The 18,129-nt window shown below is 67.1% G+C and carries 11 protein-coding genes; 10 read left to right on the top strand and 1 reads right to left on the bottom strand.

Annotated elements, in window-relative coordinates:
- Positions 1-34: 34 nt before the first annotated feature.
- Positions 35-412 carry a DUF192 domain-containing protein gene (locus BN1056_RS02395; protein WP_210578742.1) on the bottom strand — a complete coding sequence of 126 codons (378 nt, stop codon included), beginning with the start codon at positions 410-412 and terminating at the stop codon, positions 35-37.
- 210 nt (positions 413-622) lie between these two features.
- Here BN1056_RS02395 and BN1056_RS02390 point away from each other — a divergent pair, with 210 nt between their 5' ends.
- The 10 genes from BN1056_RS02390 (at position 623) to rpsG (ending at position 18,082) form a co-directional block, all read left to right on the top strand.
- Positions 623-2,164, top strand: coding sequence for an OmpA family protein (locus BN1056_RS02390; protein ID WP_244671469.1), 1,542 nt, complete (start codon positions 623-625; stop codon positions 2,162-2,164).
- Between the two features lie 284 nt (positions 2,165-2,448).
- Entirely contained in the window at positions 2,449-2,970 is a 522-nt protein-coding gene (rplJ, locus tag BN1056_RS02385; protein ID WP_073327571.1) for a 50S ribosomal protein L10, read from the top strand.
- A 79-nt stretch (positions 2,971-3,049) separates the two neighbouring features.
- The gene (rplL, locus tag BN1056_RS02380) at positions 3,050-3,439 is read left to right on the top strand and encodes a 50S ribosomal protein L7/L12 (protein ID WP_210578741.1); all 390 of its coding nucleotides are present in this window, start codon (positions 3,050-3,052) and stop codon (positions 3,437-3,439) included.
- Between the two features lie 431 nt (positions 3,440-3,870).
- The gene (gene rpoB / locus BN1056_RS02375) at positions 3,871-7,389 is read left to right on the top strand and encodes a DNA-directed RNA polymerase subunit beta (RefSeq protein ID WP_210578740.1); all 3,519 of its coding nucleotides are present in this window, start codon (positions 3,871-3,873) and stop codon (positions 7,387-7,389) included.
- Between the two features lie 134 nt (positions 7,390-7,523).
- Positions 7,524-11,489 (top strand): DNA-directed RNA polymerase subunit beta', encoded by a 3,966-nt coding sequence (locus tag BN1056_RS02370; protein WP_210578739.1) that lies wholly within the window; start codon positions 7,524-7,526, stop codon positions 11,487-11,489.
- 374 nt (positions 11,490-11,863) lie between these two features.
- Complete coding sequence (locus BN1056_RS02365; protein ID WP_210578738.1) at positions 11,864-14,515, top strand: hypothetical protein; 2,652 nt, start codon at positions 11,864-11,866, stop codon at positions 14,513-14,515.
- 96 nt (positions 14,516-14,611) lie between these two features.
- Complete coding sequence (locus BN1056_RS02360) at positions 14,612-15,478, top strand: hypothetical protein (RefSeq protein WP_210578735.1); 867 nt, start codon at positions 14,612-14,614, stop codon at positions 15,476-15,478.
- Positions 15,479-15,570: 92 nt separating this feature from the next.
- Positions 15,571-16,068 (top strand): thiol peroxidase, encoded by a 498-nt coding sequence (gene tpx / locus BN1056_RS02355; protein ID WP_210578733.1) that lies wholly within the window; start codon positions 15,571-15,573, stop codon positions 16,066-16,068.
- Positions 16,069-17,237: 1,169 nt separating this feature from the next.
- The gene (gene rpsL, locus BN1056_RS02350) at positions 17,238-17,612 is read left to right on the top strand and encodes a 30S ribosomal protein S12 (protein WP_073327562.1); all 375 of its coding nucleotides are present in this window, start codon (positions 17,238-17,240) and stop codon (positions 17,610-17,612) included.
- Positions 17,612-18,082 (top strand): 30S ribosomal protein S7, encoded by a 471-nt coding sequence (rpsG, locus tag BN1056_RS02345; protein ID WP_073327560.1) that lies wholly within the window; start codon positions 17,612-17,614, stop codon positions 18,080-18,082. Before rpsL ends, rpsG begins: the two co-directional genes overlap by 1 nt.
- Positions 18,083-18,129 lie beyond the last annotated feature (47 nt).

Below are 18,129 nucleotides of genomic sequence, written 5' to 3'. Positions count from 1 at the left end.
AACGAGTGGTGTTGTAGGGACGCTGCTGTCGCAATCAGCGACGACGCTCGGTGCCGACGACGGTTCCGCGCCTAATGTTGAGCTTCGCGGCCATGCCTGCCGGCAACTCGACGGTGGCGTGCGCGGTCAGACGGGGCAGGCAGAGTCGGCGCGGTGGTGTGGTGGTGACAGCAACAACGCGCCCGTGGCGCCCCACGTATACCAGGTCCAGGGCGTAACGCATGCCGAAGGTGTGCACCCAGTTGCACGCTCTGAGCCACAGCGCACCATCGAGGCTATCCGTGCCTAGCAGGCCGGTGTTGCGTTCCTTGCGGTTACTGGCAACCCAGGTCTGCGTGGGTGTTGTATCCCCGTCCACCGTCAGCACGTGCTTGGGGGTGTTGGTGGCCCAGACGGGATGAGATGAAGTCATGCGGTTACGGTCTCATAACCGCCGGGTGTTGTCATGCTCCGGCTTCAAACGCGTGACTGGGGTCAGAGGTGTCGAGGGCAGGCGGTGCCCGGGTATACCCGGTTAGTCGCGTTGGGCTCCCCAAGGCGTAGGGGTGATCATCTTGTTACGCTTGACGGGTTCCGGATCGGCGAAGGCTTCGGCTTGCGGTTTGTAGGAGTGGTGTTCGTGATGCTGTGTCGGCGTGAGGTGTTGACTGGTTCTGCGTCGTTGGCGGTGGCGGCGGTGCTCGCCGCCTGCGCAGGAGGCAGTGGTGGAGGTGGCGGGGCGGTTTCGTCTACCTTCCCAGCCGACACGGAAAGCGCATCGACGGCGCCCGTGAACTCAGACCCGGTGGTGCTGAAGTCGGTGTGGAAGGGTGAGTCTTTGACGACGCGTGTGGGGCCGGCGGTGGTGCAGGGCGGCTACACGGTGGTTAGAGTGAACATTTCCGCGGATTCTTCTGGGAGTGTTTCTATCGGTTCGATGTTTGGTGCCGGGGTGGATATGTTCACGATGGCTGCGGCCAGGTTAACTTCGCTTCGAGATAAAGTGGCGTATGTTGATGTTCAGCCTTACGTAGATGGACTCACTCGCAGTATTGAGGCGGGGTCTTCCCATGAGTTGTACGCGGTGTTTGGTGCTGTGCCGGATGGTATGGAGTCGGTCGAGTTGTTCTTGCCGAATGTGGGTGTGGCTTTGGGCGTGCCGGTGGTGGATGCGGCTTCCGCTGGCTTTGATGTTGAGGGTGCGTTGGCGGGCGCGAAGATTGATGAGGGTATTCATTCGGGTCCGTTTGAGTTGAAGTCATTGGTGGTGGCTGCGGATGGTTCGTCAGATACGGAGTCGGATGATGCGTCGACGACAGTGAATGTGTCGGGGGACGTGTTGTTCGCGACGGATTCGGCGGATCTGAGCGACGCGGCTGATGAGGTGTTGGTGTCGGTGGTGGAGCAGTTGGAACTCTACCCCTCGGGCGGATCGCTGGCGGTTACGGGGCATACGGATGATGTGAACACCGATGAGCATAATCAGGATTTGTCTGAGCGACGGGCCAAGGCCGTGTCGGATCGTCTGGGAGAACTGGCCGACCTGTCGGGCTGGGAGGTGTCCGTAGCGGGGAAGGGTGAGTTGGAGCCGCGGGTCGATAATGATTCGGACGAGAATCGACAGTTGAACCGGCGGGTGGAGATCCTGATGACACCCTCTGACCCGGACGAGGTCACTGCCGCAGACACCACTTCGGCAGGTGGGGCGGGTGATATGCCTGAGCCCAAGGGGCCGGTTGGGCGGGGTCCGGACGGCGTGGACATTGAAATCGATGGCGTACCCGCCCGTATCTCCCTTGAGAGTGTCGCCAGGCATGAGGGATACCTGATCGGTACGGTCAAGATCTCATCTGAGCAAGAGGTGAGCGTTCCAGTGTTCTTGATGCAGATTCCTGATGATTTGCGTATGCTCAGGATGTGGTCGTCTTATGCGACTTCAGGCTGCACGCTTTTGAAGGGCGGCTCCCGGTATCTGGTTGTCGACTTCACGGACTCCAAAGAAGAAAACAGGGTGTTGGGCGGCATGCTCCAGGACAACTTGTCTGAGGATGATGTGCGCAGTATTCCGGTGGTATGGCCGGACACGGGTGAGGATACGGTGACCATGGACATGATTGGTGAGGATGACGCCTTCGGCCAGCATCTGGCGGTGCGCTTGACCGACATCCCCGTCGTCGACGCCTGAGCGGGTCGGCGCCTGCCACGTTCGGCGTCGGCGTGACCAAGAGCACCGTGGGCCATCGTCGTCGGGCTTGCGGCGCGTGGGGTGGCGGCGTGTATTGTCAACTCCGCCAAAGACCGCAGGTCTCCCGCGCAAGCGGGGCCAAGTCCGCGCCACGCGGAGCCAGCGCAGGTGAGAACGAGCCCAACGGCTATCGGTGCACTCCGAGTGCCGTGACGAGCCCCGTGCCCACCGGCGCGGGGCTTTTTCAGTGCCGGAACCTGTGGCAGACCACGGAAGGAGGGCCCATGGCAAGGCCTGAGAAGGACGCGGCTGTTGCACAGCTGGCGGACAAGTTCCGTGAGGCCAACGCCGTTCTGCTCACCGAGTACCGTGGGCTGAGCGTCGCCGACCTCAAGGAACTGCGCCGCTCGCTCGCCGGCAACGCCGAATACACCGTGGCGAAGAACACGCTGGCATCCATCGCCGCCCGTCGCGTCGGACTGGAAGCGATTGTGGACGATCTGAAGGGCCCCACTGCCCTGACGTTCGTGACCGGGGAGCCGGTTGAGGCCGCCAAAGCCCTGCGTGACTTCGCCAAGGACAACAAGAACCTCATCATCAAGTCCGGCGTCATGGACGGCAACGCCCTGACCGCCGACGAGATCGACCGGCTCGCTTCGCTCGAGTCCCGCGAGGTCCTGCTGGCCAAGGCTGCGGGCGCTATCAAGGCGTCCCTGTCCAAGGCCGCGTACCTGTTCGCTGCGCCCGCCTCCAAGGCGGTCCGCACCGTCGACGCCCTGCGCGAGAAGCAGGAATCCGCGGCCTGAGCCGCGTCCACCACCAACCCAAAACCGCCCTGCGCACAGACACGGCGCAGGACCCCTTTTCCAGGAAGGAACGCCCATCATGGCGAAGCTGACCACCGACGAGCTCATCGAGGCCTTCAAGGAGCTCTCCCTCATCGAGCTGTCCGATTTCGTTAAGGCCTTCGAGGAGACCTTCGACGTTACCGCCGCTGCCCCGGCCGCTGCCGTCGTTGCTGCCGCCCCCGGTGCCGCTGCCGGCGGTGCCGCCGAGGAGGAGAAGACCGAGTTCGACGTCATCCTCGAGTCCGCTGGCGACAAGAAGATCCAGGTCATCAAGGAGGTGCGCGCCCTGACCTCCCTCGGCCTGAAGGAGGCCAAGGACCTCGTCGAGGCCGCCCCCAAGGCCATCCTCGAGGGCGCCGCCAAGGACGCTGCCGAGAAGGCCAAGGCTCAGCTCGAGGACGCCGGCGCCACCGTCACCCTCAAGTGAGCTCGTCCCCGACGGCGTCGGCACCTCGCCGACGCCGGGGGATCACATAAACACCGGCGTCGCCCCGACCACCCATTCGTGGTCGGGGCGACGCCGTATCACGCCCGCGACGGGCCTGGCAGTGCAGCTGCTGCGGCTGGTTTGCGGGGCCGTAGGCAGGGTCGGTGCTGGGAGAGCTGTGCCGCCGGGGGAGTGGGGCAGTATGCGGGATTGTGGCGGGAATCGCAAGAAGGAACGCCGCCTCGGCGTGGATTGGCGCGGCGTGACCGTGTAGGCTAGCTCTTCGCGTACCTTGTGTGTACTGGCCTCAGTGGTACTGCCCACGAGCCGGCCCGACCAGCCGGCGGACCCGAGAGGGGAACGTGGGGGAGCTGTCGGGGCCGCACGCAGGCGTGCGCAGAGTGATCCCCGAGATGAGGGAAGGATCCCCTTTGGCTGCCTCGCGCACCTCTGCACCAACCGCCGCTGACATCGCTGCGCGTACCGCGTCGCGTCGAATCAATTTCGCCAAGATTGCCGAGCCGATGCAGGCTCCGAATCTTCTGGGCCTGCAGACCGAGAGCTTTGACTGGCTCGTGGGCAACGAGAAGTGGCGTGCCCGAGTGGACGCCGCCAACGCCGCCCAGCCGGGCTCGCTGCCGGAAACCTCCGGGCTGGAAGAGATCTTCGACGAGATCTCGCCGATTGAGGACTTCGGCGAGACCATGGCCCTGTCCTTCCACGACCACCGCTTCGAAGAGCCGAAGTACACGGCCGAGGAATGTCAGGAGAAGGACCTGACCTACTCCGCCCCGCTGTACGTGGTGGCGGACTTCGAGAACTTCACCACCGGCGAGATCAAGTCTCAGACGGTCTTCATGGGCGACTTCCCGCTCATGACCGACAAGGGCACCTTCATCGTCAATGGCTCGGAGCGCGTCGTCGTCTCCCAGCTGGTCCGCTCCCCGGGCGTGTACTTCGAGCGCACCACCGAGAAGGCCTCGGACAAGTACGTCTACAACGTCAAGTTCATCCCCTCGCGCGGCGCCTGGCTGGAGTTCGAGGTCGACAAGAACGACCGCGTCGCCGTGCGCATCGACCGCAAGCGCAAGCAGGACATCGCCGTCTTCCTGCTGGCCCTGGGCCTGGACGAGGCCGAGATCCGCGAGGAGTTCAAGGACTACCCGGCGCTGACCACCGCCCTGGATGAGGACCGCAAGGTCACCACCCAGGACGAGGCCCTACTGGACATCTACAAGAAGATCCGTCCCGGTGAGCCGCCCAGCGTCGAGGCCGGCCGTACCCTGCTGGAGAACTTCTACTTCAACGCCAAGCGCTACGACCTGGCCAAGGTCGGCCGTTACAAGATCAACAAGAAGCTCGGCCTGACCGCGGACCTGAACGAGTCCGTGCTGCGCATCGAGGACATCGTCGCCGCCATCAAGTACCTGCTCGCGCTGCACGCCGGCGCCGAGACGGTCGAGGGTGTGCGCGACGGGGAGATCGTGGACATCGCCGTCGAGTACGACGACATCGACCACCTCGGCAACCGCCGCATCCGCGCCGTCGGCGAGCTCATCCAGTCGCAGGTGCGCACCGGCATGAGCCGCATGGAGCGGCAGGTGCGCGAGCGCATGACTACTCAGGACGTCGAGGCCATCACCCCGAATACCCTGATCAACATTCGGCCCGTCACGGCCGCGATCAAGGAGTTCTTCGGCACCAGCCAGCTGTCCCAGTTCATGGACCAGAACAACCCGCTGGCCGGCCTGACCCACAAGCGGCGTCTGTCCGCGCTCGGCCCCGGCGGTCTGTCCCGGGAGCGCGCCTCCATGGAGGTGCGCGACGTGCACACCTCCCACTACGGGCGCATGTGCCCCATCGAGTCTCCCGAGGGTCCGAACATCGGTCTGATCGGCTCGCTGGCCACCTTCGGACGCATCAACCCCTTCGGCTTCATCGAGACCCCCTACCGGGTGGTGCGCGACGGCCAGGTCACCGATGAGATCCACTACCTCACCGCCGACGACGAGGACCGCCACGTCATCGCCCAGGCGAACGTGGAGCTCACCGCCGACGAGCACTTCGCCGAGGACCACGTGCTGTGCCGCGTGACCGGTGGCGAGCCGGCCCTGGTGCCGGCCTCCCAGGTGGACCTCATGGACGTGTCCCCGCGGCAGATGGTCTCCGTGGGTACTTCGCTGATCCCGTTCCTCGAGCACGACGACGCCAACCGCGCCCTCATGGGCGCCAACATGCAGCGCCAGGCCGTGCCGCTGATCCGCCCCGACGCCCCGCTGGTGGGCACCGGCATGGAACGGCGCACCGCCGTCGACGCCGGTGATGTACTGGTCGCCTCCAAGGGCGGCGTGGTCACCGAGGTGTGCGCCGACTTCGTGCGCGTGGCCAACGACGACGGCACCGAGACCGTCTACAAGGTCGCCAAGTTCCGCCGCTCCAACCAGGGCAACTGCTACAACCAGCGCGTGGTCGCCTCCGAGGGCGAGCGCGTGGAGGTCGGCAGCGTGCTCGCGGACGGCCCCGCCACCGACGACGGCGACCTGGCCCTGGGCCAGAACCTCCTGGTCGCCTTCATGACCTGGGAGGGCCTGAACTACGAGGACGCCATCATCGTCTCCCAGCGCGTGGTCGCCGAGGACCTGCTCACCTCGATCCACATCGAGGAGCACGAGGTCGACGCGCGCGACACCAAGCTGGGCGCCGAGGAGATCACCCGCGACATCCCCAACGTCTCCGAGGAGGCGCTGGCCAACCTGGACGAGCGCGGTATTATCCGCATCGGTGCCGAGGTCCGCAGTGGCGACATCCTGGTCGGCAAGGTCACCCCGAAGGGTGAGACCGAGCTGACCAGTGAGGAGCGGCTGCTGCGCGCCATCTTCGGTGAGAAGGCCCGCGAGGTGCGCGACACCTCCCTGCGTGTGCCCCACGGCGAGTACGGCATCGTCACCGGCGTGCGCGAGTTCGACGCCTCCTCCGAGGACGCCGAACTGCCCGCCGGCGTGAACCGGATGGTGCGCGTGTACATCGCTCAGCGCCGCAAGATCACCGTCGGTGACAAGCTCTCGGGCCGCCACGGCAACAAGGGCGTCATCTCGAAGATCCTGCCCGTGGAGGACATGCCCTTCCTCGCCGACGGCACCCCGGTGGACGTCATCCTCAACCCGCTGGGCGTGCCCAGCCGTATGAACGTCGGTCAGGTCCTCGAGCTGCACCTGGGCTGGGTCGCCTCCCGCGGCTGGGACGCCTCCGCCGCCCGCGAGGCCGGCGAGGCCTGGGCCGAGCGCCTGCCCGAGAACGGCGTGTCCGCCGAGCCCGGTACGCCCGTGGCCACCCCGGTGTTCGACGGTGTGCGCGACGACGAGATCATGGGTCTGCTCGACTCCACCCTGCCCAACCGGGACGGCCTCCAGCTGGTTCAGCCCGACGGCAAGGCGCGGCTGTTCGACGGCCGCTCCGGAGAGCCCTTCCCGTACCCGGTGTCGGTCGGCTACATGTACATCCTCAAGCTGCACCACCTGGTGGACGACAAGATTCACGCCCGCTCCACCGGCCCGTACTCGATGATCACCCAGCAGCCGCTGGGCGGTAAGGCGCAGTTCGGTGGCCAGCGCTTCGGCGAGATGGAGGTGTGGGCCATGGAGGCGTACGGCGCCGCCCACGCCCTCCAGGAGCTGCTGACCGTCAAGTCCGATGACGTCAACGGGCGCGTGAAGGTCTACGAGGCCATCGTCAAAGGCGAGGACATCCCCGAGCCCGGCATCCCCGAGTCCTTCAAGGTGCTCATGAAGGAGATGCAGTCGCTGTGCCTGAACGTTGAGGCCCTGGACGCCGCCGGCAATGTCATCGGCCTGGATGACACCGACGACGACGGCCGGCGCGCCTCCGAGGAGCTCGGCTTCGACCTGGGTCGCCGTCCTGGCGGAAGCGCCATGGCGGTGGACGAGATCTAACCCCAACGCCCCGGGAGGGCGGGCGCCCAGCGCGCCGGCCTCCCGGGCCAACGGGCCCGGTGCCGCCGTGGAAACGCGGCACCGGGAACCCTTAAGACTTTTGAGCTGACCACTCTGAATCGGAAGTAGGAACTGTGCTCGACGCCAACGTGTTCGACAGGATCCAGCTCGGCCTTGCCACCGCCGAGGACATCAAGTCCTGGTCGCATGGCGAGGTCAAGAAGCCCGAGACCATCAACTACCGCACCCTCAAGCCGGAGAAGGACGGACTCTTCTGCGAGAAGATCTTCGGCCCCACCCGTGACTGGGAGTGCGCCTGCGGCAAGTACAAGCGCGTGCGCTACAAGGGCATCGTCTGCGAGCGCTGTGGAGTTGAGGTGACTCGCTCCAAGGTGCGCCGCGAGCGCATGGCCCACATCAAGCTGGCCGCGCCCGTCACCCACATCTGGTACTTCAAGGGCGTCCCCTCGCGCCTGGGATACCTGCTCAACCTGGCACCCAAGGACCTGGAGAAGGTCATCTACTTCGCTGCCCACATGGTCACCGAGGTGGATGAGGAGGCCCGCCACGACGACCTGCCCTCGCTGCGCAACGAGTTCGAGGTCAAGAAGCAGCACGTGGAGGAGGCCGGCCAGGCCGACATCGAGGCCCGCCAGCGGCGTCTGGAGGAGGACCTCGCCCAGCTCGAGGCGGAGGGCGCCGAGCAGGCGCAGCGGGACAAGGCCCGCAAGACCGCCGAGCGCGAGATGGCCTCCCTGCGCCGCAAGAACACCCGCACCCTGGAGCACATGGACAAGGTGTGGGACCGCTTCGTGTCCCTCAAGGTCGGCGACCTCGAGGGCGACGAGGTCCTGTACCGGGACATGGCCGCCGACTACGGCATCTACTTCAAGGGCGCCATGGGCGCAGAGGCCATCCAGGACCGCCTGCGCAACTTCGACCTGGAGGCGGAGGCCGCCGCCCTGAACGAGATTGTCGACAGCGGCACCGGCCAGCGTAAGACCCGCGCCATCAAGCGGCTGAAGGTCATTAACGCCTTCCGCATGACCGGCACCGCCCCCGAGGCCATGGTGCTGGACAACATCCCGGTGATTCCCCCGGACCTGCGCCCCATGGTGCAGCTGGACGGTGGCCGCTTCGCGACCTCCGACCTCAACGACCTGTACCGCCGCGTCATCAACCGCAACAACCGCCTCAAGCGGCTGATGGACCTGGGCGCCCCGACGATCATCGTCAACAACGAGAAGCGCATGCTGCAGGACGCCGTCGACGCCCTGTTCGACAACGGCCGCCGCGGCCGCCCCGTCACCGGTGTGGGCAACCGCCCGCTGAAGTCTCTGTCCGACATGCTTAAGGGCAAGCAGGGGCGCTTCCGTCAGAACCTGCTGGGCAAGCGTGTGGACTACTCGGGCCGCTCCGTCATCGTCGTCGGCCCGCAGCTGAAGCTGCACCAGTGTGGTCTTCCCAGCCAGATGGCCCTTGAGCTGTTCAAGCCCTTCGTCATGAAGCGGCTGGTGGAGCTCAAGGAGGCGCAGAACGTCAAGGCCGCCAAGCGGATGGTTGAGCGCGCCAACCCGAAGGTCTGGGACGTGCTGGCCGAGGTCATCCGCGAGCACCCGGTCCTGCTCAACCGCGCCCCCACGCTGCACCGCCTGGGCATCCAGGCCTTCGAGCCGCAGCTGATCGAGGGCAAGGCCATCCAGCTGCACCCGCTGGTGTGCGGTGCCTTCAACGCCGACTTTGACGGCGACCAGATGGCCGTGCACCTGCCGCTGGGCGCCGAGGCGCAGGCCGAGGCCCGCATCCTGATGCTCTCGAGCAACAACATCCTCAAGCCCTCGGACGGTCGCCCCGTGACCATGCCCTCCCAGGACATGATCATCGGCACCTACTACCTCACCCAGGAGCCGGACCCGGCCGTGGCGGTGGAGACCGACGAGCACGGCGAGCCGATCGTCCCGGCCTTCTCCTCCTACGCGGAGGCGGTCATGGCCTACGACTTCGGCAAGCTGGATGTGAACGCCACCTGCGACATCCGCTTCGAGGAGGGCATCACCGCTCCCGAGGGCTGGCAGCCGCCCGAGAACTGGAGCGAGGGCGACCCGATCACCCTGCGCACCTCCTTCGGCCGCGCCCTGTTCAACACCGCCCTGCCCGAGTCCTTCCCCTACGTCAACTACACCGTTGACAAGAAGAAGCTGGGCAACATCATCAACACGCTGGCGGAGTCCTACCCGCGCGTGGAGGTGGCCGCCTGCCTGGACGAGTTGAAGGCCAACGGCTTCCACTGGTCCACCTGGTCCGGCATCACCGTGGCCTTCGCCGACGTGGTCTCGCCGCCCTCCAAGCCGGAGATCCTCGCCCGCTACGAGGCCGAGGCCGCCGAGATCGAGGAGCAGTTCGAGCTCGGTGCCCTCACCGAGGACGACCGCTACAAGTCGTTGATCGACATCTGGACCAAGGCCACCGACGAGGTCGCCGAGGCCATGCGCGCCAACTTCCCCGAGCGCAACACCGTCTACCAGATGGTGGCGTCCGGTGGCCGCGGTAACTGGGACCAGATTCGCCAGCTGGCCGGCATGCGCGGCCTGGTGGCAGACCCCAAGCAGCGCCTCATCGAGCGGCCGATCGAGTCCAACTACCGGGAGGGCCTGTCCGTCCTGGAGTACTTCATCGCCACCCACGGCGCCCGCAAGGGTCTGGCCGACACGGCTCTGCGCACCGCCGACTCCGGCTACCTGACCCGGCGTCTGGTCGACGTCTCCCAGGACGTGATCGTCCGCGAGGACGACTGCGGCACCCGCAAGGGTCTGACCAAGCGGCTGTTCACCTGGAAGGAGGTCGACGGCGAGCGCGTCAAGGAGGTCTCCGACATCCTGGAGACCACCGTGTTCGGCACCACGCTCGCCCGCGACGCCGTGGACGCCGACGGCAACGTCGTGATCGAGGCCGGTACCGACCTGGGCGACGCCAACATCCGCGCGGCCATCGACGCCGGCATCGAGCAGGTCGTGTGCCGCTCCGTGCTGACCTGCGACTCCGCCGTCGGCACCTGTGCCGCCTGCTACGGTCGCTCCCTGGCCACCGGCAAGCGCGTCGACATCGGTGAGGCGGTCGGCATCATCGCCGCCCAGTCCATCGGTGAGCCCGGCACGCAGCTGACCATGCGTACCTTCCACACCGGTGGTGCGGCCGGCGCCGCCGACATCACCCAGGGTCTGCCCCGTGTTCAGGAGCTCTTCGAGGCCCGCACCCCCAAGGGTGAGGCCGCGGTGGCCGAGGCCGCCGGCACCCTCAAGATTGAGGACGACGCCGACGGCAAGCGGCTGGTCATCACCCGCGACGACGGCGAGGAGGACCTGGTGGTCCCCGTCTCCCGCCGCCAGCGGCTACTGATTACCGACGGCGACCACGTGGAGCCGGGCGACGCCCTCACCGAGGGGCCGATCGACCCCAAGAAGCTGCTGCGCCTGCGCAGCGTCGGCGCCACCCAGCGCCACCTGGTGGACGAGGTGCAGGAGGTCTACCGCTCCCAGGGCGTGGACATCCACTCCAAGCACATCGAGGTCATCGTGCGGCAGATGCTGCGTCGCGTGACCGTGCTGGACGCCGGTGACACCAACCTGCTGCAGGGCGACCTGGTGGACGTCTCGCGCTACCGCGAGGAGAACCGCCGGGTCATGGCGGAGGGCGGCAAGACCGCCTCCGCGCGCACCGAGCTGATGGGTATCACCAAGGCATCGCTGGCCACCGACTCCTGGCTGAGCGCCGCCTCCTTCCAGGAGACCACGCGTGTGCTCACCGAGGCCGCCATGAGCGGCAAGTCGGACCCGCTGCTGGGTCTGAAGGAGAACGTCATCCTGGGCAAGCTGATCCCCGCCGGCACCGGTCTGGCCCGCTACTCGGACATCGAGGTGGAGCCGACCGAGGAGGTCAAGGCGGAGGTCTTCTCCCGGGCCGGCTACGCCGGCGGCGACGGCTTCTCCGCGGGCGACTCGGTGGCGCTGGACGACTTCTCCTTCGGCGGTGACTTCCGCGCGGACTTCTCCGACGACTTCCGCACCGGATTCAACACCTCCTCGGAGGACATTCAGTTCTGACGCGTGGCGGTCGCCTTCCGGCCGCGCAGCGCTGACCGACTACGACGGCGGCCCGCACCCTCCACTCCGGAGGGTGCGGGCCGTCTCGCTCTTCGCACGTCAATTGCGATGCGCATCACGTCGTGGCAAGGTGTGCGGCGTCCAGCCCTCCCTATTCCCAAAGGGATGCCATGAGCGACCAACACAATCTACCGAGTCCCGGCCCACATCCTGAGAGCGGCCCCGGTGGGGTAGCGCCTGCTGCGAAAACCTCCAGCTCACCTGCGGGCGCTCCGCCGCCGGTTGCGCCCAGCCCAACTGGCCTTGAAGCCGGCCCGCAGCCGGACGCCACGATGCCGTTCCCGGCGCCCCCGGTAGCCGCACAGGATGCGCCCGTGCCATCTCAGCCGGCGCCGGCCCCGACCCAGCCGGTACCCGGGCAGCCGGACGTGCCGGTGCAGTCGACGGCCACCGTGTGGCCCGCTCAGGGAATGCTGCCGCCGCCGGCGCCTAATCCCGCAACTCCCAGCCCGGTGGCAGCCGCCATGCACACGCTCACCCGCAAGCCCGCGCTCACGACGGTAGGCCTCACCCTCGCAGTGGTGTTCGGAGTTGCGCTGGGCTCGGCGATACTGCTCATGACCTCGCTGGAGCTGCTCGGGCAGCACAACGTGCCGACTTCCTTCGGGTTGTTCGTGGTCGCCATGGGCTTCAGCCTCGGGGGAGGCCTGCAGGCGACGATCTCCCCGCAGCTGCTGGGGAGTGACGCATATGTATCTGCCAACGTGGGGCTCACGGCACTGCCGCTGGGAACACTGCTGGCAATCGCCGTCGGCGTGTATTTGCTGGCCCGGCGGCGCGCGCCCGTAGACGAGTCCGCGGCGCCCCTCGGCGCGATGGCGCTACGTGCCGCCGTCGAGGCGGCCGTGGCCGCACTCTTGGCATGCCTGCTCACCGCCCTGGGCTCCTACGACCCGGCGGGAACGGGCGAAGCGGTTGTGCGCGCGTCGGCCGCTTCATCCCTACTGATGACTTGGGTGATCGTCTTTGCCGCGCTGATGCTCGCACGTGCGGGGGTACAGCTCACCTCCCGGGTCCCGGCCCGGTTGCGCCAGGTACTGCGCGAACTCGGCGCGCTGGCAACGATTATCGGCGTGGTGCTCGGCGTGGTCAGCATCGTTGTCGCTGTGTTTGCGGCGTTCAAGAACGACGCCGGCGGTGCTATTCCCCTGCTGCCCGTTCTGGTCGGCAACCTGATCGTCTACGCCCTCACCCTCGGCACCCTGGGTGGCATCGCCGGCTCCTTCTCTGCTCCTTTCCTGCAGGAATTCGGCGTCGGTGACGTTCCCTACCCGTCGGGCAGCGCCTCTGCCTGGGACATCATGGGCTCCTGGTCGATCCTGCTGTACGTCGCCGTGCTGTTGGTTGTCGTGGCCGGCGCGGCGCGTGTCGGAGTGCGCCGGCCGCGGCTGGCTGCGGCGGACCCGGCCCGGACCTGGCAGCTGCCGGTCGCCACGCTGGCAGCAGGACTGATCGTGCTGCACCTGCTCGCGCCAGTACGCCTCTCGGGGCGTCTGCTGGGGCAACAGGCCACGGCCAGTTTCGGTCCGGCCTGGTGGTCGAGCCTGACGCTAGCGCTCTTCGCGCTGATCGTCTCGGCGCTGGCGGAAGTACTGCCGACCTGGCTGTACGCCAACGCCAACTCCTTCCTGCGGCTGTGTGCAGGCGCTCCGGCGGTCGGATACTGGGTGACCGGCCAGGCGCAGCCGGCCCCGAAGCAGTCATTCGCGGCGTCTACCGCCGTCCCGCCTGCGCCTGCATTTACGCCGGCGCCCGCCCCGGCGCCGGATGAATACGTCGCCCTCTACGCCGCGCAGCCCCACGCGACTTCGGCACCGACGTCGGCCCCTGCTGCGCCCGCACCCCCTGCGGCATACGCGCCATCGGCCCCAGCGGCGTCGGCCGCATCTGCGCCCGCGGCCATGTCGGCCAATGCGGCGGGAACCCCCGCGCCGCCACTGCCCGCACCGCAACCGATGGACCCGGCGGCCAGGCGACGGTTGAAGCGTGTGGCCGGCGCGGTGGTCGCCTGCCTGGTTCTCGTCGGCGCGGGCGCTATCGCGGTGCACGTGGTCAACGCGCGGCGCGGGCCGGAGCAGGCGGTCGAGGCGTACCTGGCGCTGCTCGCCGACGGCCACGCCGACGCGGCTACCGCCATGGTGGATCCTGGCGTCCCGAACAACCAGCGGCTGCTGCTGACCGACGAAGTACTCGGCGCCGCAACCTCCCGCATCGAGGTGGTGGATGTGGCGGCGCCGTCGGATACCGATACCTACACGAGCGCGGGAACGCGGGACTCGGTCACCGTGACCGCAACGCTCTCCCTGGACGGCAAGCGCCTCGACGTGCCCATCGTGGTCAAGGCCGGCGACAAGGAGTACGGGGTGCTGAACACCTGGAGGATCGACACCCCGCTCGTTCAGGAAGTCACGCTGTCCTCCTATACGCTCGGCGCCGTCACCGTCGGCGGCACGGAGGTGCCGCTGGAGGCCAGCGAGTACGGGGACGGCTCCGCCACTCAGTACATCTACCTCGGCATCTACGACGTCGGGGTCGGCACAGACATATCTGAGTACCTCACGGCCGACACCACCGAGCTGAACATCAACTCCACGTCCAGCAGCGCTATCCAGGTGGAGGGCGAGGCTACCGAGACGCTGGAGAACCTGGTGCTCGACGCAGTCAACTCGCAGGCGACCGAGTGCGTCACTCCGCCCGGCAACCTGGAGGATGTCTGCCCCTACCCGCTGCAGTCCACCAGGCTGGACTCCCTGGAGGTGACCACCGAGGCGACGGAGGCGACGGTGAACGGCACCTCGTTCGAGAGCGGGCCGGTCACGTTCACCACGCGTGACGATCCGAGCGACTGGAATGAGGACCCGGACTTCGAGGACTGGGAGTACACCTTCTCGGGCTCCCTCGAATGGCCCGATGACGGCGGTGAGCCGACGATCGCCATCACCGGATCGAGCGCGTACTGGTACTGAGCGGAGCGTGTCTAAACGCACCCTCGCGACGACGCTGCGGATCGGTACCGTTTTGGGTGTACCTGTCCGCAGCGTCATCGCTAAGGAGAGCCGCCCGTGACCACGCCATCCGCACCCGAGTACCCGCCCGATCCGTCTTCATCACACAGCGCGACTAGGCGCGTAAGCGCGTTTGGGCGCAACGGCAGGGACGACCGGCTGGACCGCGACGCCGTCGACGCTCGGTGGCAGGATGCCCAGCCCACGCAGGCAGTCAACACCACCACCGGTCTGGGCGACGGCGTCCCCACCACCGCCCTACCCGAGTCGTATGCACCCGCCGACTACGACTACGCAGACACCGACTATGCGCCCTACGACGCGGAACCCGCCCCGACCATGGCGCTGCCGACCGGTGCAGGCCATGCGGCGTCGCCAACGCAGCCCGCGTATGCGCCCGCCTCGGCGTACGCGCAACCGGGCGCACCCATGCGGCTGCCGGCGGCTCCAGTCCGACGACACACGGCGGCCACCCCACTGGGGACGATCCTGGTGCTGCTCGCCTCTGCGCTGCTCGGCTGGGGCATTTACACGCTGCTCACCTCCGTGGACGTCATCGCCGTAGCACAGAGCATGGGCAGCCCCATCGACACCACCGCTGCCGGCGCCTTCGCGGTTGGGGGAGTGCTGGCTTTCATCGCCTTCATCGTCGCCATCGTGGCCGTGGTCCGGGCGCGCCCGAAGACGGCCGCGGTGCTCCTGCTGCTGGCGTCCGTGGTGCTGCCCACGGCGGCGACGGTGGGCGGCGCCTATTACGGGGCGAAGGTGCTGGAACAGCAGATCGCGGCACAGGCGCAGGCCTATGCCGAGTCGGTGGACGTTGACCAGATAGACGTGCTCATCAACGAGGTCGAGTCCCTGGGGGTGGATATTCCCGGCAAGGGCGAGGTCCTGGACATCCTCCGTTCCGCCAAGGGCGAGTAGTGGGAGCGCTCAGGTGGGGCGGGGATCGCGGATGTGGAAATAGGTTGTATGAGGCCTTGTCTCTCAAAATAAAAAGATGTCATTATTAACGCATGGCTACGATCACTCGCGAAGGCGTCCAGGTGCACACCGCCGGCATACTCCCCGCCGTGGGCGCCAAGGCTCCGGACTTCGAGCTGGTGGGCGCGGACCTGAGTCCGGTCACGTCGGCGCAGTTCGCCGGCCGCCGCGTGGTGCTGAACATCTTCCCGTCGGTGGACACCGGCATCTGCGCCACCTCGGTGCGCCAGTTCAATCAGCTCGCCGCCGGCCTGGAGAACACCACTGTCGTGTGCGTTTCGGCTGACCTGCCCTATGCGGCCGCACGCTTCTGCGGCGCCGAGGGCCTGGACCAGGTCGTGACGGGTTCCACGTTCCGCTCCAGCTTCGGCGATGACTACGGAGTCGTGCTGGTAGATGGCCCTACGGCCGGATTGATGTCCCGTGCCGTCGTGGTGATCGACACCGACGGCACCGTCCTGTACACCGAGCAGGTGCCGGAGATTCGGCAGGAGCCCGACTACGACGCCGCCATCGCTGCGCTCGTATAGCCCTGCGAGCCGCGGTATATAGCCCAGCCAGCCGGTATGCGTGTGTGGGGCAGGCGGCGGCCCGGCATGCGGCTGGCTGTGCCGAGGCCGGGGGAGTTCTCTCTGCTACGCCATTTCGGTGTTGGGTACGCCCCTTAGGGGTTTGCTGAAGGCTTTTGAGGCGTTCAGCAGACCGTTAAGGGGCGTTGTGGACGGTGAACTGGCGTAGTAAACGGGTTCTTTGTGTTTGTGGGTGTGGTGGTTCGGGCCGGCGGTCGCGGTGTGGAGGTCGTATTCAGGCGCGGGAGGACGACGTCGGGATGGCGAGGTCGTTCTCGGGTAAGCGAGGACGTGTTCGGGCGTGGGAGGTCGTGTTTGGGAGGTCGTTGTCGGGCTGATTAGGTCGTGTTCGGGTTGACAAGGTCGTTCTCGGCAGGTGCCGGTTTGCCGAATACGTCCTCGTCGTCCCCAAACCCTCCACATTCGGGAGGGTTTCGGGCTGACGAGGACGTATTGGCCGGACACAGGACGTTCTCGGGTTGATGAGGTCGTGTTCGGGTTGATGAGGACGTCGTCGGCGCCGTTGCGCGTGCGGACGGTTCGTGCGTTTGGGTGACGGTTCGTCAGGTAGCAGCAACGGTTCGGCATGAACGGCGACGGTTCGTGCATCTACCCCACGAAGCGTCGCAGGAAGTGCCGAATCGTCGACCGTAACGCACGAACCGTCAGGCAAACACACGAACCGTCGGGTGAAGGCGCGCGCCGCATCACCGGAACCCGCACGCATCGCCCTTCACCCGGCGAACCGCCACCTGTCGGCCCGCCACGTCCCCAAACTTGAAGAGCCGGTCATAGCGACCGGTCTCGTTGGGGTGTACGTGGCCAGGAACACCCCGACGCCGTCTGGCGTGCGGTGTCATGCCCGGGTAATGTGCCCCACTGGTGCCCGCGTGCGGGCCACCGTTCTCCATTCCGTTCCCAGCCACTCGGAGCTCAGGCTCCGGTCGGTGACGCGGGTCTGCCGCGGCGGGAACCGACGGGCCCCGTCACGGGGCTCCGGACGCATCGCCGTCGGCCGGGCCGACGCCGAGCGGGCCGGCCCTCACCGTGGCGCAGTGCGCCGTCGCGGGGGAGCGGGTCGGCACGTGGGCAGCGACAGCCCGCAAGCACTTCAAGATGGAGAATCAGTAGTGCCCACGATTCAGCAGCTGGTCCGCAAGGGCCGCTCGACCAAGCGCGCGGCGTCCAAGACGCCGGCGCTCAAGTCCAGTCCGCAGCGCCGTGGCGTATGCACCCGTGTGTACACCACGACCCCGAAGAAGCCGAACTCCGCCCTGCGTAAGGTCGCCCGTGTGCGCCTTTCCACCGGTATCGAGGTTACGGCCTACATCCCCGGTGAGGGGCACAACCTCCAGGAGCACTCGATCGTGCTCGTCCGCGGTGGTCGTGTGAAGGACCTTCCCGGTGTCCGCTACCACATCGTGCGCGGCTCCCTCGACACCCAGGGTGTCAAGGGCCGCCAGCAGGCACGCTCCAAGTACGGCGCCAAGAAGGAGAAGAACTAATGCCTCGTAAGGGTCCCGCACCCCGGCGCCCGCTGGCCGTCGACCCGGTCTACGGCTCGCCCGTCGTCACCCAGCTCGTCAACCGCGTCCTGCTTGACGGCAAGAAGGCGACCGCCGAGCGCATCGTCTACGGCGCCCTCGAGGGCGTGCGTTCCAAGACCGACCAGGATCCGGTTTCGGTGCTCAAGCGCGCCCTGGACAACATTCGCCCGTCCCTGGAGGTCCGTTCCCGCCGCGTCGGTGGTGCGACCTACCAGGTCCCGGTTGAGGTTCGCCCCAACCGCGCCACCACCCTCGCCCTGCGCTGGCTCGTGGACTTCTCCCGCCAGCGGCGCGAGAACACCATGACCGAGCGGCTCATGAACGAGATCCTGGACGCCTCCAACGGTCTCGGCGCCGCCGTCAAGCGGCGCGAGGACATGCACCGAATGGCCGAGTCCAACAAGGCCTTCGCTCACTACCGCTGGTAATCAACCGCACGCCCCCGGGCCCCAGGGCCCGGGCGGCGCCCAACTCC

Origin of the sequence: Actinomyces succiniciruminis (assembly GCF_900002405.1) — a bacterium.
Lineage (GTDB): Bacteria > Actinomycetota > Actinomycetes > Actinomycetales > Actinomycetaceae > Actinomyces > Actinomyces succiniciruminis.
Note: the sequence above shows the minus strand (reverse complement) of the source record. Positions and strands in the feature narration are given on the sequence as shown.